The 21,932-nt window shown below is 71.3% G+C and carries 10 protein-coding genes, 3 rRNA genes and 3 pseudogenes; all 16 read left to right on the top strand.

Translation table 11 applies throughout. The annotated features are described in order from the left end of the window. The first annotated feature begins 760 nt into the window (after nucleotides 1-760). The 16 genes and pseudogenes from QQK45_RS19580 to QQK45_RS19500 all read left to right on the top strand — a co-directional run bounded on the left by QQK45_RS19580 (nucleotide 761) and on the right by QQK45_RS19500 (nucleotide 21,902). Nucleotides 761-2,279: ribosomal RNA gene (locus QQK45_RS19580) — 16S ribosomal RNA — on the top strand. A 534-nt stretch (nucleotides 2,280-2,813) separates the two neighbouring features. Continuing rightward, nucleotides 2,814-5,923, top strand: a 23S ribosomal RNA gene (locus tag QQK45_RS19575). Between the two features lie 85 nt (nucleotides 5,924-6,008). Continuing rightward, nucleotides 6,009-6,125: ribosomal RNA gene (gene rrf, locus QQK45_RS19570) — 5S ribosomal RNA — on the top strand. Together the 16S, 23S and 5S rRNA genes form the textbook arrangement of a ribosomal RNA operon. Nucleotides 6,126-7,673: 1,548 nt before the next feature. Continuing rightward, nucleotides 7,674-8,531, top strand: a complete 858-nt coding sequence (locus QQK45_RS19565; protein ID WP_284294645.1) for a tetratricopeptide repeat protein — start codon at nucleotides 7,674-7,676, stop codon at nucleotides 8,529-8,531. Beyond that, nucleotides 8,528-9,559 carry an HAD-IIA family hydrolase gene (locus tag QQK45_RS19560; protein ID WP_284294644.1) on the top strand — a complete coding sequence of 344 codons (1,032 nt, stop codon included), beginning with the start codon at nucleotides 8,528-8,530 and terminating at the stop codon, nucleotides 9,557-9,559. The genes QQK45_RS19565 and QQK45_RS19560 overlap by 4 nt, the downstream gene beginning before the upstream one ends. Before the next feature lie 115 nt (nucleotides 9,560-9,674). After that, nucleotides 9,675-9,839 carry a hypothetical protein gene (locus QQK45_RS19555; RefSeq protein ID WP_194174376.1) on the top strand — a complete coding sequence of 55 codons (165 nt, stop codon included), beginning with the start codon at nucleotides 9,675-9,677 and terminating at the stop codon, nucleotides 9,837-9,839. Between the two features lie 3 nt (nucleotides 9,840-9,842). Continuing rightward, nucleotides 9,843-10,775: a TlyA family RNA methyltransferase gene (locus QQK45_RS19550; RefSeq protein ID WP_284294643.1), complete on the top strand. Its 933-nt coding sequence runs from the start codon at nucleotides 9,843-9,845 to the stop codon at nucleotides 10,773-10,775. Next, nucleotides 10,772-11,707, top strand: a complete 936-nt coding sequence (locus QQK45_RS19545; RefSeq protein WP_284294642.1) for an NAD kinase — start codon at nucleotides 10,772-10,774, stop codon at nucleotides 11,705-11,707. Before QQK45_RS19550 ends, QQK45_RS19545 begins: the two co-directional genes overlap by 4 nt. Then, nucleotides 11,708-13,464: pseudogene (gene recN / locus QQK45_RS19540) on the top strand (DNA repair protein RecN). It begins immediately after the preceding gene. A 5-nt stretch (nucleotides 13,465-13,469) separates the two neighbouring features. Beyond that, a complete protein-coding gene (gene steA, locus QQK45_RS19535) occupies nucleotides 13,470-14,651 on the top strand; it encodes a putative cytokinetic ring protein SteA (protein WP_284294641.1) in 1,182 nt (393 codons plus the stop codon). Nucleotides 14,652-14,745: 94 nt separating this feature from the next. Further along, nucleotides 14,746-15,750: a copper transporter gene (locus QQK45_RS19530; protein WP_284294640.1), complete on the top strand. Its 1,005-nt coding sequence runs from the start codon at nucleotides 14,746-14,748 to the stop codon at nucleotides 15,748-15,750. A 148-nt stretch (nucleotides 15,751-15,898) separates the two neighbouring features. Beyond that, nucleotides 15,899-16,597: a hypothetical protein gene (locus tag QQK45_RS19525; protein WP_348525300.1), complete on the top strand. Its 699-nt coding sequence runs from the start codon at nucleotides 15,899-15,901 to the stop codon at nucleotides 16,595-16,597. Then, a complete protein-coding gene (gene murJ / locus QQK45_RS19520; RefSeq protein ID WP_284294639.1) occupies nucleotides 16,594-18,273 on the top strand; it encodes a murein biosynthesis integral membrane protein MurJ in 1,680 nt (559 codons plus the stop codon). Before QQK45_RS19525 ends, murJ begins: the two co-directional genes overlap by 4 nt. 231 nt (nucleotides 18,274-18,504) lie before the next feature. Continuing rightward, nucleotides 18,505-19,158, top strand: a pseudogene (locus QQK45_RS19515) (glycosyltransferase); the annotation flags it as partial. Nucleotides 19,159-19,468: 310 nt separating this feature from the next. Then, nucleotides 19,469-21,195 (top strand): annotated as a pseudogene (gene pyrG, locus QQK45_RS19505) (CTP synthase). Next, the gene (locus QQK45_RS19500; RefSeq protein ID WP_284294637.1) at nucleotides 21,192-21,902 is read left to right on the top strand and encodes an NUDIX domain-containing protein; all 711 of its coding nucleotides are present in this window, start codon (nucleotides 21,192-21,194) and stop codon (nucleotides 21,900-21,902) included. The pseudogene pyrG and the gene QQK45_RS19500 overlap by 4 nt, the downstream one beginning before the upstream one ends. Nucleotides 21,903-21,932 lie beyond the last annotated feature (30 nt).

The following is a 21,932-nucleotide window of genomic DNA, read 5'->3' as shown; positions in this document are numbered from 1 at the left end:
GTCGGGTGATCGTCGGACGGGCAAGACCGTGAGGGCCGGGGCGATGCGCCCCGGCCCTCACGCGTCTGCCTGGTGCGGCCCGCGGATGCAGAGCCGCGCCAACGGCGAGGGTCCGGGCTCCTGACCTGGGACGATGCGGTCGCTCGCGGGTGATCTGTCTCGCCTCGGGGGCCGTGCAGGACCCGAGCGCAAGGGGATTTGACCTCCGGCCCGTGCTCCCCGTACTGTGCTCGATGTCGCCCGGCAGGGAGGAACGGACAGGTCAGCTTCAGCTGGCGTGGCTGGTCCCCCGGGTACATCCCCTGAAGTCGCTTCGGCGGTCGCTCTGCGTCCGGTGACGGCCAGGGGCCCATCTCTACTCGCGGATCGCGGTTCACGTCTTCTTCGGAAGGCCGCCGAGCTCGGTTTGCTGGCGGGGTTGGGGTCGGGTAAGATGGAGAAGTTGCCCCAGTGAGAGCCCGGGAGGGTTTGAGCGGGTGAGCGTCCGTTTCTTGAGAACTCAACAGTGTGCTTGATAGTCAATGCCAATTTAACTCTCGTCGGGTTGCTGGTGGCTGGCCTTGGGGTTGGTTGTTGGTGGCCTGGTTGGGATTCCTTTGGACATGGATCGAATCTGATGGTTTTTTGCCGGATGGTTTGGTTCTGGCCAGTTTGATTGATCGCCCCCTTTTTTGTGGGGGTGTTCTTCGTATGGTTTGTTGACTGTGTCTGTTCTGCTGGGCTTTGGTCTGGTGGGGTGGGTGTGGTTGGCGTTGAAACATTTACGGAGAGTTTGATCCTGGCTCAGGACGAACGCTGGCGGCGTGCTTAACACATGCAAGTCGAACGGTGAAGCCCAGCTTGCTGGGTGGATCAGTGGCGAACGGGTGAGTAACACGTGAGTAACCTGCCCCTGACTTTGGGATAACTCCGGGAAACCGGGGCTAATACCGGATATGAGGCGTGCCTGCATGGGTGTGTCTGGAAAGATTTATCGGTTGGGGATGGGCTCGCGGCCTATCAGCTTGTTGGTGGGGTGATGGCCTACCAAGGCGACGACGGGTAGCCGGCCTGAGAGGGCGACCGGCCACACTGGGACTGAGACACGGCCCAGACTCCTACGGGAGGCAGCAGTGGGGAATATTGCACAATGGGCGCAAGCCTGATGCAGCGACGCCGCGTGAGGGATGACGGCCTTCGGGTTGTAAACCTCTTTCAGCAGGGAAGAAGCGCAAGTGACGGTACCTGCAGAAGAAGCGCCGGCTAACTACGTGCCAGCAGCCGCGGTAATACGTAGGGCGCAAGCGTTGTCCGGAATTATTGGGCGTAAAGAGCTCGTAGGCGGTTTGTCGCGTCTGCTGTGAAATCCCGAGGCTCAACCTCGGGCTTGCAGTGGGTACGGGCAGACTAGAGTGCGGTAGGGGAGACTGGAATTCCTGGTGTAGCGGTGGAATGCGCAGATATCAGGAGGAACACCGATGGCGAAGGCAGGTCTCTGGGCCGCAACTGACGCTGAGGAGCGAAAGCATGGGGAGCGAACAGGATTAGATACCCTGGTAGTCCATGCCGTAAACGTTGGGCACTAGGTGTGGGGCTCATTCCACGAGTTCCGTGCCGCAGCTAACGCATTAAGTGCCCCGCCTGGGGAGTACGGCCGCAAGGCTAAAACTCAAAGGAATTGACGGGGGCCCGCACAAGCGGCGGAGCATGCGGATTAATTCGATGCAACGCGAAGAACCTTACCAAGGCTTGACATACACCGGAAACGGCCAGAGATGGTCGCCCCGTAAGGTCGGTGTACAGGTGGTGCATGGTTGTCGTCAGCTCGTGTCGTGAGATGTTGGGTTAAGTCCCGCAACGAGCGCAACCCTCGTCCCATGTTGCCAGCGGGTTATGCCGGGGACTCATGGGAGACTGCCGGGGTCAACTCGGAGGAAGGTGGGGATGACGTCAAATCATCATGCCCCTTATGTCTTGGGCTTCACGCATGCTACAATGGCCGGTACAAAGGGCTGCGATACCGTAAGGTGGAGCGAATCCCAAAAAGCCGGTCTCAGTTCGGATTGGGGTCTGCAACTCGACCCCATGAAGTCGGAGTCGCTAGTAATCGCAGATCAGCAACGCTGCGGTGAATACGTTCCCGGGCCTTGTACACACCGCCCGTCAAGTCACGAAAGTCGGTAACACCCGAAGCCCATGGCCCAACCCTTGTGGGGGAGTGGTCGAAGGTGGGACTGGCGATTGGGACTAAGTCGTAACAAGGTAGCCGTACCGGAAGGTGCGGCTGGATCACCTCCTTTCTAAGGAGCTTTTGCTTCTGTCGAGCGCCGTGGGCCGGCTGGTCTGCCTCTTGTTGGGGTGGGTGGTTGGTCTGTGGTTCATGCCGGTGCCGAACGTGTGCCGGGTGGTTGCTCGTGGGTGGAACATTGACGAGCTGGCCCTGTCGGGTTGGTCGCTGCTAGTACTGCTGGGGTTCCTTCGGGGGCCTGGGTGTGGAAGGTGGTGGCCGGCTGGTGGGGTGGGCGATGAGCACACTGTTGGGTCCTGAGGGAACGGCCGTGAGCCGCCCGGACCACTGCGTGTGAGGGTCGGTCAGCCTGTGAGGGTTGGTCGAGCTTCGTGCGGGGTGGGTGGTGGGTGGTGGTTGTTGCTTCTGATGCGGGCCGCGGGGATCTCGTGCCGTAGGGCGTGGGTGAGTTGCGGGATCGTCGGTTGCTTGAGAACTGTACAGTGGACGCGAGCATCTTTGTGAATCACAGATGGCATGCCCGCCGGTCGCCTTTCGTGGGTGGCCGAGAGGGTGTGTGTCCGTGGTTTCTGCAATTTTGTTGTTGAGTTAAGTTTTTAAGGGCACAGGGTGGATGCCTTGGCACCAGGAGCCGAAGAAGGACGTCGTAGCCTGCGATAAGCCTCGGGGAGTTGGCAAACGAACCGTGATCCGAGGATGTCCGAATGGGGAAACCCGGCCACAGTCATGTGTGGTCACCTGCACCTGAATATATAGGGTGTGTGGAGGGAACGCCGGGAAGTGAAACATCTCAGTACCGGCAGGAAGAGATATTCCGTGAGTAGTGGCGAGCGAAAGCGGAACAGGCCAAACCGTGCACGTGTGAAAGCTGTCAGGCGTTGCGTGTGCGGGGTTGTGGGACCCTTCTGGATCTGCTGACACGGGTCCGGGGAGTCAGAAAGCTTCGTCATAGTCGAAGGGCATTGAAAGGCCCGGCACAGAGGGTGCGACCCCCGTAGACGAAATGGCGTGGCCTCCCGAAGGGGATCCCAAGTAGCACGGGGCCCGAGAAATCTCGTGTGAATCTGGCAAGACCACTTGCTAAGCCTAAATACTACCTGGTGACCGATAGCGGACTAGTACCGTGAGGGAAAGGTGAAAAGTACCCCGGGAGGGGAGTGAAATAGTACCTGAAACCGTGTGCCTACAATCCGTTGGAGCCTCCTTGGCAGGGGTGACAGCGTGCCTTTTGAAGAATGAGCCTGCGAGTTAGTGCTCAGTGGCGAGGTTAACCCGTGTGGGGAAGCCGTAGCGAAAGCGAGTCCGAACAGGGCGTCTGTAGTCGCTGGGTCTAGACCCGAAGCGAAGTGATCTAGCCATGGGCAGGCTGAAGCGCGGGTAAGACCGCGTGGAGGGCCGAACCCACCAGGGTTGAAAACCTGGGGGATGACCTGTGGTTAGGGGTGAAAGGCCAATCAAACTTCGTGATAGCTGGTTCTCCCCGAAATGCATTTAGGTGCAGCGTCACGTGTTTCTTGCCGGAGGTAGAGCTACTGGATGGCCGATGGGCCCTACAAGGTTACTGACGTCAGCCAAACTCCGAATGCCGGTAAGTGAGAGCGTGGCAGTGAGACTGCGGGGGATAAGCTCCGTAGTCGAGAGGGAAACAGCCCAGACCACCAGCTAAGGCCCCTAAGCGTGTGCTAAGTGGGAAAGGATGTGGAGTTGCACAGACAACCAGGAGGTTGGCTTAGAAGCAGCCACCCTTGAAAGAGTGCGTAATAGCTCACTGGTCAAGTGATTCCGCGCCGACAATGTAGCGGGGCTCAAGTACACCGCCGAAGCTGTGGCATTCACATATTGCTAGGCCTTCGTGGTCCAGGCGTGTGGATGGGTAGGGGAGCGTCGTGTGGGCAGTGAAGCTGCGGGGTAACCCAGTGGTGGAGCCTACACGAGTGAGAATGCAGGCATGAGTAGCGAAAGACGGGTGAGAAACCCGTCCGCCGAATGACCAAGGGTTCCAGGGCCAGGCTAATCCGCCCTGGGTAAGTCGGGACCTAAGGCGAGGCCGACAGGCGTAGTCGATGGACAAGGAGTTGAGATTCTCCTACCGGCGAAGAACCGCCCATACCGAGCCCGGTGATGCTAAGCGCCCGAATCCCCCGCCGTTCCTTCGGGAACACTGGGTGGGCCTAGCGCGCGACCCGACCTGGTAGTAGGTAAGCGTATTAACAGGGGTGACGCAGGAAGGTAGCCCGGCGTGGCGATGGTTGTCCACGTCCAAGGTCGCAGGGTGAGCAGCAGGCAAATCCGCTGCTCGTGAAGCCCGAGGGCCGATGGTGACCGCATCAGCGGGATAACAGGGTGATCCTATGCTGCCAAGAAAAGCCTCGGCGCGAGGTTCTAGCCGCCCGTACCCCAAACCGACTCAGGTGGTCAGGTAGAGAATACTAAGGCGATCGAGTGAATCGTGGTTAAGGAACTCGGCAAAATGCCCCCGTAACTTCGGGAGAAGGGGGCCCCAAGCGTGAAGCCGCTTGCCGGCTAGCGTGGAGGGCCGCAGAGACCAGGGAGAAGCGACTGTTTACTAAAAACACAGGTCCGTGCGAAGTCGCAAGACGATGTATACGGACTGACGCCTGCCCGGTGCTGGAAGGTTAAGAGGACGGGTCAGCTCCCTTGGGAGCGAAGCTCAGAATTTAAGCCCCAGTAAACGGCGGTGGTAACTATAACCATCCTAAGGTAGCGAAATTCCTTGTCGGGTAAGTTCCGACCTGCACGAATGGCGTAACGACTTCTCCGCTGTCTCAACCGCGAACTCGGCGAAATTGCACTACGAGTAAAGATGCTCGTTACGCGCAGCAGGACGGAAAGACCCCGGGACCTTTACTATAGCTTGGTATTGGTGTTCGGTGCGGCTTGTGTAGGATAGGTGGGAGACTGTGAAGCGCACGCGCCAGCGTGTGTGGAGTCAACGTTGAAATACCACTCTGGTCGCTCTGGACTCCTAACCTCGGTCCGTGATCCGGATCAGGGACAGTGCCTGGTGGGTAGTTTAACTGGGGCGGTTGCCTCCTAAAATGTAACGGAGGCGCTCAAAGGTTCCCTCAGCCTGGTTGGCAATCAGGTGGCGAGTGCAAGTGCACAAGGGAGCTTGACTGTGAGACTGACAGGTCGAGCAGGGACGAAAGTCGGAACTAGTGATCCGGCGGTGGCTTGTGGAAGCGCCGTCGCTCAACGGATAAAAGGTACCCCGGGGATAACAGGCTGATCTTGCCCAAGAGTCCATATCGACGGCATGGTTTGGCACCTCGATGTCGGCTCGTCGCATCCTGGGGCTGGAGTAGGTCCCAAGGGTTGGGCTGTTCGCCCATTAAAGCGGTACGCGAGCTGGGTTTAGAACGTCGTGAGACAGTTCGGTCCCTATCCGCTGCGCGCGCAGGAAACTTGAGAAGGGCTGTCCCTAGTACGAGAGGACCGGGACGGACGAACCTCTGGTGTGCCAGTTGTTCCGCCAGGAGCACCGCTGGTTAGCTACGTTCGGAAGGGATAACCGCTGAAAGCATCTAAGCGGGAAGCCTGCTTCAAGATGAGGTTTCCAGACCCTTCGGGGTGAGAGGCACCCAGCTAGACCACTGGGTAGATAGGCCGGATGTGGAAGCGGGGACGAAAGACCCGTGGAGCTGACCGGTACTAATCAGCCGACAACTTACCAACAACACTTTCCGTGTTTCGCGTCCACTGTGCGGTTCTAGAGCCACCGGCACACCCCCGAAAAGGGTCCCGAACAGGTTCATAGAGTTACGGCGGTCATAGCGAAGGGGAAACGCCCGGTCCCATTCCGAACCCGGAAGCTAAGCCCTTCAGCGCCGATGGTACTGCCCTGGTGACGGGGTGGGAGAGTAGGACGCCGCCGAACACCCATTCAACCGAAGGCCACCCCGATCCGGGGTGGCCTTCGGCATTTCCCCACCGAGCGGCGTCGCGGCCCGGTGCAGGACGTCGCGGCCGGCGACTCCGTCCTCGTGTGACCCGCCGAGCAGCGCGCTGCCCGAGCGGGCGGGCCCGGGCTGCGTGTCGTGGGAGAATGGCTGCAGCATGTCGCTGCCCCTGAGCTGCGCAGACCGGTGAGTGCTTCGGGCGCTCGAGCGAAGCCGTTCGGCGGCCGACCGGATACACGGCTGGGAGGCACCAGCGGGGCCAGCCGGCAGGGATGCGGCCCCCTCGAAGCCGTTGAGGGTGTGCCCGGCTGTCGGCCACGGGACGCTTCCGGCGCGCGGCACCATCGAGGGCACGACAGGATCAAGAACAGCGAAGCGCGTCGGGGTGACCCGCGGACACGCGCACGGAACGAGGAGCTACCCACGTGAGCGATCAGCCGGCCAGGTCGGACCGGGGCGACGACGAAGGTCGCCGACGGGACGGATCCGGAGAGCGTCGAGGCCCTGACCCGAGGCAGGGGCGTGGTCGCGACGGGCGTGGGGCCGGTCGGCCTGGCGGCACGGGACGGGGCGACCGCTCGGGCCGTTCCTCGTACGAACGCCGAGAAGGCGACGGATCCGCACGACGCCGAGACGGTTCGTCGTCTGGGCGCGGCGAGAACAGCGCGCAGGCGCGGCGGGACGGTGGGTCCGGCTCGCGCGGTGACGGTGCGCGCCGAGGCTACGGCCGGAGCGGCGGCGACCAGCCGGTCCGCGGGCCCCGTGAGGGCACCCGATCGCAGTACGGACGAGGCGACGGCGACCGTCGCCCCTCGCATGGCCGGGGCGACCGACCGACGTGGCGGCGTGACGACGAGAGTGGCCGCTCGGGTCGCGGCGCGCGTTCGGGCGACGCTCGCGGGCGCGGCTCGTGGGGCGACGGCGGCCGTCCCCGTGACGAGCGCCGCGGGCCGGCGGGGACGACGGACCGGCGCGGGGGAGAGTCGTGGGGCGGCGGCCGGCCTGAGCGGGATCGCCCGCGCGACGAGCGGGGTGACCGTGGTGGCGACCGACGAGGCTCGTACGGCGGCGACCGGCGGTACGGCGGAGGGAACGAAGACCGCCGCGGACCGGGCACTCGTGGCGCGAGCGCGAGCCGCGGCGAACGTGGGCCGGACACGGGGCGCGAGCGTCGTTCGTTCGACGCGGACCGCGGGCCGGGACGCGAGACCGGCGTGTCCTCCTACTCACGAGACGACCGTGGAGCCGACCGCCGTCGCGAGGGGCGGCAGTTCGACCGGCCGCGTCGTGAGGGTGAGCGTGGCGGCTACGACCGACAGGGCCGGGACGGGGCGCGCGGGGAAGCCCGCGGCCGGGACGCGCGTCCGAACCGTGGCGCCTCGTACGACCGTGGCCCCTCGTCCGATCGGGGTCCGGCTGACCGCCGGGGCGGACCCCGCCAGGACCGCGACGACCGCGCGTCGCGCGAGTCCCGTCCGCCTCGTGCCCTCGAGGACCGTCCTCGTGCTCCCGAGCTGCCGGACGACGTGACGATCTCGCAGCTCGACCGTGAGGTCCGTGGTCGTCTCCGTGGGCTGACGAAGGACAACGCGGAGACCGTCGGACGGCACCTGGTGATGACGGGGCGGCTGCTCGACACCGACCCGGAGCTCGCCTACGAGCACGCGCAGGCCGCCGTGCGCCGGGCCGGGCGCATCGACGTCGTGCGCGAGGCTGCCGGCCTCGCCGCGTACCGCCTCGGCAACTACGCGGAGGCGCTCCGCGAGCTGCGGACGGTCCGCCGGCTCAACGGCTCGTCCGAGCACCTTCCGGTGATGGCCGACGCGGAGCGTGGGCTGGGACGTCCCGAGCGTGCGCTCGACCTCGCACGCTCGCCCGAGGCCGAGACGCTCGACGCGTCCGGGCGGACCGAGCTCGCGCTCGTCGTAGCGGGCGCCCGCCTCGATCTGGGCCAGTCGGAGGCAGCGCTCGCGGTCGTCGACTCGATCCCCGCACGCGACGTGCGGAGCGTCGAGCTGCGCCACCGCGTGAGCGGGGTGCGGGCGGACGTCCTCGACGCGCTCGGCCGCACCGATGAGGCGGCGGCGCTCCGGGTCGTGCTCGGTGAGCCCGAGGACGACATCGTCGTCGTCGACCTCGAGGAGGACGACGACGAGGTGACGGTGACCGACGAGCAGGATGTCGCCGGTCCTGCGGACTCCGAGGTCGCCAGCGAGGCCTCGGCCGAGCCCGGGACCGTGCAGGGCGACGGGCCTCCCGTCGAGGACGAGGCGCCCCTCGCCGACCCGGAGTCCGCCGGCGCCGACAAGGACGGCTCGGCCGACAGCCCCTCTTCCGACGACGCGACCTCCGACGAGGCGCCCTCGGACGAGGGCGCTCGGTGAGCGCCGGGCTCCGCGGCTCGGACCGGCCTCTCGTCGCGCTCCACGACCTTGCGCTCGTGGACCTGGACGGCGTCGTCTACAAGGGGCACGAGCCGGTGCCGCACGCTGCGTCGAGCCTGACGCAGGCACGCGCGGGTGGACTGGCGCTCCAGTTCGTGACGAACAACGCCTCGCGCGAGCCCGAGGCGGTCGCCGACCAGCTGACCTCGCTCGGCGTCGAGACCCGGCCCGACGAGGTGTTCACGGCCGCGCAGGCGGGCGCCGCGCTCCTCACGACGCGGCTCGCGCCCGGCGCGCGCGTGCTGGTGGTCGGCGGCGCCGGCCTGCACACGGCCGTCCGGGCCGCCGGCTACGTCGTCGTCGAGTCGGCGACGGACCGGCCCGACGCCGTCATCCAAGGCTTCGCGCCGACGCTCGGCTGGGCGGACCTCGCCGAGGCCGCATACGCGGTGGCGGGCGGGGCGTGGTTCGTGGCGACCAACCTCGATCTCTCGCTGCCCACGGACCGCGGCTACGCACCCGGGAACGGGGCGCTCGTCGGTGCGGTACAGGCCGCGACGGGCGTCCGGCCCGACAGCGCCGGCAAGCCCGAGCCCACGATGTACCGGCTCGCGGTCGAGCGCACGGGGGCACGGTCTCCGCTCGTCGTAGGCGACCGGCTCGACACCGACCTCGCGGGTGCGCGGGCCGCGGGCTATCCCGGCCTGCACGTGCTCACCGGGGTCAGCTCGGCGCGCGACGCGGTGCTGGCGCGCCCGGGCGAGCGCCCCGACTACCTGGGCGCGGACCTCCGCGCGCTCACCGAGGTGCACCCGCTGCCTGCTCGCGCCGACGGATGGTGGGAGTGCCGCGAAGCCGCCGCCCGCGTCGTCGACGGCGCGCTCGAGGTGCGCGGTGACGGCGTCGACGCAGCCCGCGCAGCGTGTGCGGCCGCATGGGATGCGGTGGACCGGGGCGAGGCCCTCGACGCCGACACGGTCCCGGCGCTGGCTGTGGGTTCCGCCCGCGAGGTGGCATCGGACAGGTAGCGTTGTGTCGCCGGAACCGACGCCGTCCGCTCCCCGGGGACGCGGGCGCGGGCGGACGGCACCGTGCAAGGAGCAACGCCGCGGCCGGGCCGCGGCCACACCGACGGGAGTGCAGATGACCAGCGACGCCGTGTACGACGCCCCGACCGGGGACGAGACGGTCGACGGCGCCGTCGGCAGGCTGCGCGAGGTGGGCGAGCTGCCTCTGCGCGAGCAGGTCGCCGTGTTCGAGGCGGTGCACGCGGCCCTGCAGGATCGCCTGTCGGAGACCGAGGGCTGACACGTGGCGGCAAGGCTCGACGCCGAGCTCGTGCGCCGTGGGCTGGCACGGTCGCGGCGCGAGGCTGCGGCGCTGGTCGCCGCGGGACGGGTGCGCGTCGGCGGTGCCACCGTGAGGCGCCCCGCGGCGCCCGCGGACGGCGAGCTCGAGGTCGACCGGCCCGCGGGAGACGCCGGCTGGCCCTCGCGCGCCGCCCACAAGCTCGAGGGCGCCCTCGCGGCGCTCGACGCGGCAGGGATCGGGGTGCCGGTGGAGGGCGCCGCCTGCCTCGACCTCGGCGCCTCGACCGGTGGCTTCACCGACGTGCTGCTGCGCCGCGGGGCGCGCCGTGTCGTGGCCGTGGACGTCGGGCACGACCAGATCGTCGACCGGCTGCGGGCGGACGCGCGCGTCGACGTGCGCGAGGGCGTGAACGCCCGCGACCTGGAGGCGGCGGACCTGGGCGAGCGTCCGGCCGTCGTCGTGGGGGACCTGTCGTTCATCTCGCTCGGCCACGTGCTGCCCGCCGTGGGGCGGGTGGCGGCAGCGGACGGGTCCGCGCTGCTCCTGGTCAAGCCGCAGTTCGAGGTCGGGCGCGACAGGCTCGGTGCGGGTGGCGTCGTCAGGGAGCCCGCGCTGCGCGAGGACGCGGTGCTGGGCGTCGCCGAGGCGGCGGCGCGGTCAGGATGGGCCGTCCGCGCCGTCGTGCCGAGCGCCCTGCCCGGTCCGCACGGCAACCGCGAGTTCTTCCTCCTGCTGGTGCGCACGGCGGCGGCCCCGGCCCCGGGGGCAGGAGGACCGGGCCGTCCGCAGCACGGGTTGGGCGCCGCAGTCCGCGCGGCGGTCGCGGCGCCCGTCGAGCCGGCGACCGACGACTGGAGCGCCCCTCCGACGCCGACGGCCTACGTCGTCGGCTCCGAGGCGGCCGACGAGGACAACGAGGGGGTAGGCGCGTGAGCGCACGCAAGGTGGTCATCGTGGCGCACGGTGGTCGGCCGGAGGCGCTCGCAGCCCTCACGGAGACGATCCGCGAGCTGCAGGCCGCGGGCTTCGAAGCCGTCCTGCACGACGACGACCTCGCCGAGGCGTTCGGGGACCCCGTCGACGTCGTGCGCTCGCGCGAGGGCGTGGGCGACGCCGAGCTGGTCCTGGTCCTCGGCGGCGACGGGACGATCCTGCGCGCGGCCGAGCTCACGCACGGCACCGGCGTACCGCTGCTCGGCGTGAACCTGGGGCACGTCGGGTTCCTCGCCGAGTTCGACCGCGAGGACCTGCACCTGGCCGTGCAACGGCTCGCCGCCGGGGAGTACACCGTCGAGGAGCGCGGCGTGCTCGAGGTGACCGTCACGCGCCCGGGGGACGACGAGCCGCTGCGCGGCTGGGCGCTCAACGAGGCGACGCTCGAGAAGGCCGACCGGTCACGGATGATCGAGGTCGCGATCGCCGTCGACGGACGGCCGTTGTCCTCGTTCGGGTGCGACGGCGTCGTGCTGTCGACGGCGACCGGCTCGACGGCGCACGCGTTCTCCGCGGGGGGACCGGTCGTCTGGCCGGACGTCGACGCGATGCTGCTCGTGCCGATCGCCGCGCACGCGCTGTTCGCCCGCCCGCTGGTGGTGGGCCCGTCGTCGTCGCTCGGGCTCGAGATCCTCGCGACGTCGGTGTCGCCTGGCATGCTCACCTGCGACGGGCGTCGGCGGGTCGACATGCCCGTCGGGTCGCGGGTCGAGGTGCGCCGCGGTCCGCAGCCGATCCGGCTCGCACGCCTGAACCGGGCGCCGTTCACGGACCGGCTCGTCGACAAGTTCGCGCTGCCCGTCGTGGGCTGGCGCCAGCTCGCGGCGTCGCGCGCGGCGCACGAGACCACGCGCGTGGGGAAGGAGGACTGAGTGCTCGAGGAGATCTCGATCGAGAACCTCGGCGTCATCGACTCCGCCCGGATCGGGCTGGGCCCCGGCCTCACCGTCATCACGGGCGAGACGGGCGCGGGGAAGACGATGCTGCTCACCGGCCTGTCGCTGCTCATGGGCGGCCGGGCGGACCCCGCCACGGTCCGCCCCGGCGCCGAGCGGGCCGTCGCCGAGGGCCGGCTGCGCGTCCCGGACGGCTCGCCCGCGGCCGCGGTCGTCGACGAGGCGGGCGGGACGCTCGACGACGACGGCACGGTCGTCGTCGTGCGCACGGTCGCCGCGGAGGGGCGGTCGCGCGCGCACGTGGGCGGCCGCGGCGTGCCGCAGGCCGTCCTGGGAGACCTGGCCGCGGAGCTCGTGACGGTGCACGGACAGGCCGACCAGCTGCGCCTGCGTGCGCCCGCCCAGCAGCGCGCGGCGCTCGACGCGTTCGCCGGCGTCGCGCACGCGGCGACGCTCGCACGCTACCGCGCCGCCTGGACCGAGCGGGCCGTCGTCGCGGCCCGGCTCGAGGAGCTCACGGGCGCCGCGCAGGACCGTGCGCGCGAGGCCGAGCTGCTCCGCCTCGGGCTCGCCGAGGTCGAGCGGGTCGACCCGCAACCCGGCGAGGACGGGGTGCTCGACGCCCAGGTCGCGCGGCTCACGAACGTCGAGGACCTGCGGACCGCGGCGCAGCTCGCGCACGACGCGCTCACCGGGCTCGAGGAGGCGGACGCCCAGGCGGGCGCCGTCGTGCTGCTCGACCAGGCGTGGCGGGCCCTCGACGGCGCCGCCGCACAGGACCCCGCGCTCGCGGGTCTCGCGGCGCGCGTCCACGAGGCGGCGTACGCGCTGCAGGACGCCGCGACCGAGCTGGCCTCCTACGTGTCGGACCTCCAGGCCGATCCGGCGGCGCTCGAGACCGCGCACGAGCGCCGTGCGGCGCTGACGGCGCTCACGCGGTCCTACGGCACGACGATCGACGAGGTGCTGGCCTGGGCGCGTGACGCCGGGCTGCGCCTGCTCGACCTCGAGGACGACGGCAGCCGCGTCGAGGAGGCGAGGAGCGCCTCGCCGCGCTCGACGACGAGCTGCGCGGCCTCGCGGCGGAGCTCACGGCAGGGCGGCGTCAGGCCGCCGACGAGCTCGCCGACGCCGTGACGACGGAGCTCGCGGGCCTCGCCATGGCGGGGGCGCGGCTCGAGGTGCGGGTCGCCGAGGCGGACGAGCTCGGGCCCTGGGGCGCCGACGCCGTGACGCTCGAGCTGGTGCCGCACGCCGGCGCGCCCGCGCGCCCGCTGGGCAAGGGCGCGTCGGGCGGCGAGCTGTCGCGCGTCATGCTGGCCATCGAGGTCGCGCTCGCCGAGCGGCACGGGGACGGGACGGGCACGCCGCTGCCGGCCTTCGTGTTCGACGAGGTCGACGCCGGCGTCGGCGGACGGGCGGCGGTCGAGGTGGGCCGGAGGCTCGCCGAGCTGGCGCGCCGGGCGCAGGTGATCGTCGTCACGCACCTCGCCCAGGTGGCCGCCTTCGCGGACACCCACGTCGTCGTCGCCAAGTCGACGAGCGGGGACCCGGCCGCGGGACAGGCCCTGCCGGTCACCGCCTCGGACGTGCGTGCCGTCGTCGGCGACGAGCGGGTCCGTGAGCTCGCGCGCATGCTGTCGGGCCAGGAGGACTCGGACGCCGCCCTGCGGCACGCCGCCGAGCTGCTGGAGGCCGGCCGGCCGGCCGTCGCACCGGACGTGGGACGATAGCCCCGATGAGACTCACGCTGCGCAGGCCGCCGTCCGACCAGGACGCGAGCGACGTCCAGGGCCCCGCGAGGATCGACCGGCGCACCAAGGCGCTGACGAAGCGGCTCGCACCGGGCGACGTCGCGGTCATCGACCACGAGGACATCGACCGCGTGGCGGCCGACGCCCTCGTCTCGGCGCGCCCCGCCGCCGTCCTCAACGCCGCGCGATCCATCTCGGGCCGCTACCCGAACCTCGGCCCGCAGGTGCTCGTCGAGGCGGGCATCCCGCTCGTCGACGACCTGGGCCCTGCGATCATGGCGCTGCGCGAGGGCACCCGGGTGCGCGTCGACGGCGACGACGTGTACGCGGGCGAGGCGCTCGTCGCGTCCGGGCAGGGCCAGGACGTCTCGAGCGTCCTCGAGGCCATGGACGCCGCGCGCGAGGGCCTGTCCGCCGAGCTCGAGGCGTTCGCGGCGAACACGATGGAGTACCTGATCCGCGAGAAGGACCTCCTGCTCGACGGCGTCGGCGTGCCCGACATCAGCACGCCGATCGACGGGCGGCACGTCCTCATCGTCGTGCGGGGGTACCACTACCGCGAGGACCTGCAGATCCTGCGCCCGTACATCACCGACTACCGACCCGTGCTGGTCGGGGTGGACGGCGGCGCCGACGCGATCCTCGACGAGGGGTTCAAGCCCGACCTCATCGTCGGTGACATGGACTCCGTCTCCGACCGCGCGCTCGCGTGCGGCGCGGAGATCGTCGTGCACGCCTACCGCGACGGCCGCGCGCCCGGCCTCGAACGCGTCCAGCAGCTCGGGGTCGACCCGGTCGTCTTCCCCGCCACGGGCACGAGCGAGGACATCGCGATGCTCATCGCCGACGACAAGGGCGCCGAGGTGATCGTCGCCGTCGGGACGCACGCGACGCTCGTCGAGTTCCTCGACAAGGGCCGGGCCGGCATGGCCAGCACGTTCCTCACCCGCCTGCGGGTCGGCAGCAAGCTCGTCGACGCGAAGGGCGTGTCCCGGCTGTACCGTTCGACGATCTCGAACGTCCAGCTCCTGCTCCTGTCGCTCGCCGGGCTCCTCGCGGTCGTGGCGGCGCTCGCCGCGACCGCTGCGGGGCAGACGGCGTTCGGCCTCCTCGGGGCGCGGTTCGACGACGTCTGGTCGTGGGTCCGCTCGCTCTTCGGAGGCTGAGCCTCCGGGACGGCGCGTCCACCAGGCCGCCGTCCCCGCCCCGGACCCGAACCCCCGTCGGCGCGCCGCCCGACCGTGACCCAGAAAGCGCTTCGTGATCAACTTCCGGTACCACGTCGTCTCCCTGATCTCCGTGTTCCTCGCGCTCGCGGTGGGGATCATCCTCGGCGCCGGCCCGCTCAAGGAGTCGATCGGCAACCAGCTCAGCGGGCAGGTGTCGTCGCTGCGCGCCGAGAAGGAGCAGCTCCGCACCGACCTCGACGACGCGCGGACCTCCACGGACCGCGGCACGACGGCGCTCGCAGCCCTCGCACCTACCGTCCTCGACGGCGTGCTCGCGGCTGACCAGGTCACGATCGTCGAGGTCAGCCCCGACCTCGATGACGAGTTCAAGGCCGTCTCCACCCAGCTCAAGTCCGCCGGGGCGGATGTGCGCGGCCGGATCCGGCTCGAGTCGGCATGGCTGAGCGAGTCCGGTGCCGACGCGCGCAAGGAGGGCGTCGAGGCCGCGCTCGCGGCCGGGCTGCCGATCGACACGACCGCGTCCGAGGAGAAGCAGCTCGCGCAGGCGCTCGCGCTGTCGGTGACGATGTCGGCGAGCGCGACGGACCACCAGCTCGCGGCCGCGGCCCGCACGACGCTCAAGGCCCTCGCCGACGCGAAGCTCGTGACCGTCGAGCGAACGCCGACGGTCGCGTCGACGAAGCTGCTCGTGCTCGCGGGGTCCGCGGACTCGCAGCCCGAGGCCGACGGCACGACGGCGCCCACGGACGCCAAGGCGCTGGCGTACGCGCAGGCGCGCGAGGAGGAGGTCGTCGTGGCGCTGCACACCAGCGTCCCCGGCACGATCGTCGCCGGGCCCGCTGGCGAGTCGGACAGCCTGGTCGCCGCGGTCCGTCACGACGGCGACCTCCAGGTCACGGTGAGCACGGTGAGCGGCGTCGCGACCCTCATCGGCCAGGTCAGCGTGCCGCTCGCGCTCGCCGACCAGGCCCAGGGGACCGTCGGGCACTACGGCTTCGACGACGGCGCGACGCAGGCGGTGCCCCCGCGCCCTGCCGCCGTGGCCGGCTCCTCGACCGACACGAAGAAGGGCTGACGATGGCTCGGGCAGGGTTCGGCCCGGCGCTCGCGGGAGCCGCGACCGCCGCAGCGGCGACCGTCGCGGTCCGGGCTCTCGTCGCTCGACGCGCCCCGGCGGCGCCGAGCGTTGGGAACGGACCAACCACCGGGGCGAGCCCGTGAGCATGCTCGAGGGTCCGTCCGTGGCGGCGGGGCTGACGGCGGGCGCGGCGACCGCCCTCGAGGGCCGGGTCGGCGCCGCAGCCGCGCTCGCGACGGCCGGGGGAGCCGCGTTCGGCGTCGTCGACGACCTCGCGGAGGACACCTCGCGCCGCACGAAGGGCCTGCGCGGCCACCTGGGCGCGCTCGCGCACGGCGAGCTCACGACCGGCGGCCTCAAGGTCCTGGGCATCGGGACGACGGCGTTCGTCGCCGCGTGCGTCCGGGGCTCGCGCGGACCGGAGGGGGCGGCCGGACGTGCGTTCGACGTCGTCGTCGACACGGCCCTCGTCGCCGGGACGGCGAACCTCCTCAACCTCCTCGACCTGCGGCCGGGGCGCGCGCTGAAGGCCGCGGCCGGTGCATCGGTGCTGCTGGCGCCGCTCGCACCGTCGACGGCCGCGGCGGCCGGGCCGGTCCTCGGCGCCGCCACGGCGGCCGCGTCCCGCGACCTCGCCGAGCGCGACATGCTCGGCGACGGCGGGGCGAACGCGCTCGGCGCACTCGTCGGCGTCCAGGCGACCGGGCTGCCACGCCTCGCGCGCGTCGCGGTCCTCGCGGGCGTCGTCGGGCTCACGGTCGCGAGCGAGCGCGTGAGCTTCTCCGCGGTGATCGACCGCACGCCGGCGCTCCGGACGCTCGACCGGCTCGGGCGCCGGGGGTGAGCGTCCCCGGTCGGCTGCGGGGCGCGACGCAGAGCCTCGCGGGCGCCGCGCTGCTCATCACGGTCGTGACGATCGCGAGCCGGCTGCTCGGCTTCGCGCGCCAGCTCGTCCAGGCCTCCGAGGTCGGTACCGTCGGGGTCGGGACGGCGTACGCGAGCGCGAACCTCCTGCCCAACATCCTGTACGAGGTCGCGGCGGGCGGGGCGCTCGCCGGCGCCGTCGTGCCCGTGCTCGCGGGGGCGATCGCGTGCCGGGCACGACTCGACGTGAACCGGTCCGCGTCGGCTCTCCTGACGTGGGCGCTCGTCGTGCTCGTGCCGCTCGGGCTCCTGATGCTCGCGTTCGCCGGGTCGATCGCGTCCCTGATCCCGCACGTCGGTCACGGCGATCCCGCCGCGACGACGACCTACTTCCTGCGGGTGTTCGCGCTCCAGATCCCGCTGTACGGCATCGGGTTCGTGCTCTCGGGCGTGCTGCAGGCGCACAAGCGGTTCTTCTGGCCGGCGGCCGCGCCGATGCTGTCGAGCGTCGTCGTGATCGGCGCGTACCTCGTGTTCGGGCACCTCGACGCCGACCCCACGGACGTCGCGGCGGCGTCGCGGTCCGCGCTCGCCTGGCTCGCGTGGGGGACCACGGCGGGCGTGGCCGCGATGTCGCTGCCGTTGTTCGTCCCCGCCTGGCGCACGGGCACCTCGCTGCGCCTCACGCTCCGGTTCCCGCCCGGCCAGGCCGTGCGGGCGCGCCGGCTCGCGCTCGCCGGCGTGGGCGCGGTGGTGGCGCAGCAGGTCGCGTCGCTCGCGATCCTGTGGGCCGCGAACCGCTGGGGCGGCGACGGCGCGTTCCCGGTCTACCAGTACGCGCAGGCGGTGTACGTGCTGCCGTACGCGGTGCTCGCGGTGCCGCTCGCGACGAGCACGTTCCCGCGCCTCGCGGAGCGTGCGTCGCTCGGGGACCACGCGGGCTTCTCCCGGCTCGTCGCGACGACGACCCGGATCGTGCTGACGGTGACGGCCGTCGGCGTCGCGGCGCTCGTCGCGGCGAGCGACGCGGTCGAGGCGTTGTTCGACGCGTTCACGCCCGGCGGGGTCGCCGGGATGGCGGCGACCGTGGCCTGGCTCGCGCCTGGGCTGCTCGGCTTCGCGCTGGTCTTCCACCTCTCGCGGGTCCTGTACTCGCTCGACCACGGACGGGCCGCCGTCCGCGCGACGGCGCTCGGCTGGGGCGTCGTCGTGGTGGCCTCGCTCGCCCTGCCGCCCGCCCTCGTGCGGCACGCGTCCGATCCTGTCCGCACGCTCGAGGGGGTCGGCGCGGCCACGAGCCTCGGCATGACGGTGGCCGGCGCAGCGCTGCTGTGGACCGTCCACCGTTACGCGCCCGGCCGCCCGCTCGTGGGACTGGCGCGCACGGTGGTCGCGCTGGTCGCGGGTGCCGCGCTGGGATCGCTCGCCGGCCTGCTCACGAGCCGCGCGCTGCTGCCCGACGACGCCGGCTGGGCGGCGGCGCTGGCCATCGGGATCGTGGCCGCGCTCGTCGCGGCGGTGGTCGTGGTCGGTGCCTCGTTCGCGGGCGATCGCCCCACGCTGCGCGGGCTGGCATCGTTGCGCCGCAGCGACCCGGCGCCCACCCCGGACGGCACCGAGCCGGCCGCGGTCGACGACACGCGGGAGGACGCATGAGGGTGCTGCAGGTCCTGGGGTCGAGCGCGGGGGCGTCGGACGGCACGTGGGACAGGCGGCTTCCGCGCTGCGGGCCGCCGGGCACGACGTGGTCGTCGCCGGCCCGGCCTCGGTGCGCCCGCTCGTCGGCGAGGACGTCCCGTTCGAGGCCGTCGAGATCACCGACCGGCCGCGCCCCGGTGACGTCGCCGTCGTCCGGCAGCTCGCCGCGGTCCGGCGGGGGCCGACGTCGTGCACGCGCACGGACTGCGGGCCGGGGCGCTCGCCGTCCTCGCGGTCCGCGGGCTCCGTCAGGCCCCCGCCGACGGCGACCGGACGCCGCGGGTCGTCGTCACGCTGCACAACCTGCCCGTGGGCGGGCGCGCCGTACGCGCGGTCTCGGCGGTGCTCGAGCGCGTCGTCGGGCGGGGCGCGGACGTGGTGCTGGGGGTGAGCCCCGACCTCGTCGTGCTCGCGACGGCGCGCGGTGCGCGGCGAGCCGAGCTCGCGCTCGTCCCGGCGCCCCGGGCTGCGGCGCCCGATCCCGACGCCGCCGGCGTGCGGCGCACGCGCGAAGCGCTCGGTCTCGCCGCCGACGAGCGCCTCCTCGTCACCGTCGGGCGCCTGGCGCCCCAGAAGGGCCTGGGCGTGGCAGTCGCGGCGGCCCGGGAGCTCGCTCGGACACCGCAGCCGTTCCGCTGGGTCGTCGCGGGCGACGGCCCGCTCCGCGGCGAGCTGGAGGCCGACGTCCGCGCGTCCGGCGTGCCAGTCGAGCTCCTGGGCGCGCGCGACGACGTCGGCGCGCTCCTCGCCGCCGCCGACGTCGCCGTCAGCACCGCGCGCTGGGAGGGCCAGCCCCTCTGGCTGCAGGAGGCGCTCGCGCAGGGAGCGGCGATCGTCGCGACCGACGTCGGGGGACGCGTGCCGTCCTCGGCGACGGCGCCGTGCTCGTGCCGCCGCAGCCCCAGGCCACGCTCGCGGGAGCGCTCGCCGCGGCGATCGCGGAACTGCTGTCCGACGACGCAGCGCGGGACGCCCTGCGGACCCGTGCCCGGGCGCGGGCGGCACAGCTGCCCACGGGCGCGGACGTCGTCGCGCAGCTCACGGCCGTCTACACGGCCGGACGCGCCGGAGCCTGAGCGTCGCCGCCGTGAGCGGCGGACTTCACAGCGCGCCGCTCCGGCGCCCGCGCGGTCCGCTGTTAGGATGGAGTTCCGTGGCAGATCACTCGAGCAGGCTCCCCAACCGCCCCGGAACCGCGCACCGACTCCGCGCGGACTCCCCGACCCGACACATCTTCGTCACGGGGGTGTGGCCTCCTCCCTCGGCAAGGGTCTGACCGCCTCGAGCCTCGGGCGCCTCCTGCGGGCCCGCGGCCTGCGGGTCAAGATGCAGAAGCTCGACCCGTACCTCAACGTCGACCCGGGCACGATGAACCCGTTCCAGCACGGTGAGGTGTTCGTCACCGAGGACGGCGCGGAGACCGACCTCGACATCGGGCACTACGAGCGCTTCCTCGACGTCGACCTCGAGTCCTCGGCGAACGTCACGACCGGCCAGGTCTACTCGAACGTCATCGCGAAGGAGCGCCGCGGCGAATACCTCGGCGACACCGTCCAGGTCATCCCGCACATCACCGACGAGATCAAGGCCCGGATGCGCGCGCAGGCCGGCGACGACGTCGACGTGATCATCACCGAGATCGGCGGCACCGTCGGCGACATCGAGTCGCAGCCGTTCCTCGAGGCCGCGCGCCAGGTCCGCCACGACGTGGGCCGCGACGACGTCTTCTTCCTGCACGTCTCGCTCGTGCCGTACATCGGCCCGTCGGGCGAGCTCAAGACGAAGCCCACGCAGCACTCCGTCGCCGCGCTGCGCAGCATCGGCATCCAGCCCGACGCGATCGTCCTGCGGTGCGACCGCGAGCTCCCGGACTCGATCAAGGGGAAGATCGCGAACTTCACGGACGTCGACGAGGAAGCCGTCGTCACGTGCAAGGACGCGCCCAGCATCTACGACATCCCGCGCGTGCTGCACTCCGAGGGCCTCGACGCGTACGTGGTGCGCCGCCTCGGCCTGCCGTTCCACGACGTCGACTGGGCGGGCTGGGACGACCTGCTGCGGCGCGTGCACGAGCCCGCGCACGACGTCGAGGTCGCGCTCGTCGGCAAGTACGTCGACCTGCCCGACGCCTACTTGTCCGTGACCGAGGCGCTGCGTGCCGGCGGCTTCCACCACGACGCGAAGGTGCACGTGCGCTGGGTCGCCTCGGACACCTGCGAGACGCCCGAGGGCGCCCGCAAGCACCTCGGCGGCGCGGACGCCGTGCTCATCCCCGGAGGGTTCGGGGTCCGCGGGATCGAGGGCAAGCTCGGCGCGCTGCGCTGGGCCCGCGAGAACAAGGTCCCGACGCTCGGCATCTGCCTCGGCCTCCAGTCGATGGTCATGGAGTACGCGCGGACGGTGCTGGGGCTGGCCGACGCGTCGTCGTCCGAGTTCGACCCCGACACGAAGCACCCCGTGGTCGCGACGATGGAGGAGCAGCTCGCGATCGTCGGCGGCGACGGCGACCTGGGCGGCACCATGCGGCTCGGCTCGTACGAGGCCGTCCTGACCCCGGGCTCGGTCGTCGCGAAGGCCTACGGGACCGAGCGCGTCTCGGAGAGGCACCGGCACCGGTACGAGGTCAACAACTCCTACCGCAAGCAGCTCGAGGACGCGGGCTTCGTCATCTCGGGCACGAGCCCGGACGGCTCCCTCGTCGAGTTCGTCGAGCTGCCCGCCGACGTGCACCCGTACTACGTCGCCACGCAGGCGCACCCCGAGTTCAAGTCCCGCCCGACCCGCTCCCACCCGCTGTTCGCGGGCCTCGTGGGTGCCGCGCTCGCCGCGCGTACGGGTGCCGCGGAGCCCGCCGAGGACGTCGCGGCCGAGGCGCTGTGAGCTCCCCTGAGGGCGCCGGGGCGTCGCCCGTCGTGCGGGACGTGCTCGCGCCCCGCCCCGTGCTGCGGCGCGAGCTGATCCACCACGGTCGGATCTGGGACGTCGTCGCCGACGACGTCGACCTCGGCGGCGGGACGGTCGTGTCCCGCGAGGTCGTCGACCACCCGGGCGCGGTCGCGGTCGTCGCGCTCGACGACGACGGCCGCGTCCTCCTGCTGCGTCAGTACCGGCACCCGGTCGGGCGCGAGCTGTGGGAGGTCCCGGCCGGGCTGCTCGACGTGCCCGACGAGCCGGCCGACGTCGCGGCGGCGCGTGAGCTCGGCGAGGAGGCGGACCTGCGGGCCGCCCGCTGGGATGTGCTCGTCGACTACTACACGAGCCCCGGCGGCAGCTCCGAGGCGCTGCGGGTGTTCCTCGCCCGCGACCTGTCGGCCGTGCCCGACGCCGAACGGCACGTTCGCGAGGACGAGGAGCGCGACATCGAGCTGCGGTGGGTCGCGCTCGACGACGCGGTGGCCGCGGTCCTCGGCGGCGCGGTGCACAACCCGTCGGCCGTCGTCGGCGTGCTTGCGGCGCACGCCGCCCGCGCCGCCGGCTGGTCGACGCTCCGTCCGGCCGACGTCCCGTGGCCCGAGCGGCGCACCGCGACGATGACGGAGCGCGCCGCGACCGAGGTGCGCGACGCGGGCGCGGCTGACCAGGGGTGACGCGGGTCCCGCCGGGACGCCGGGTGCCGA

It is taken from the genome of Luteimicrobium album (assembly GCF_030161555.1).
Classification (GTDB): domain Bacteria; phylum Actinomycetota; class Actinomycetes; order Actinomycetales; family Cellulomonadaceae; genus Luteimicrobium; species Luteimicrobium album.
Note: the sequence above shows the minus strand (reverse complement) of the source record. Positions and strands in the feature narration are given on the sequence as shown.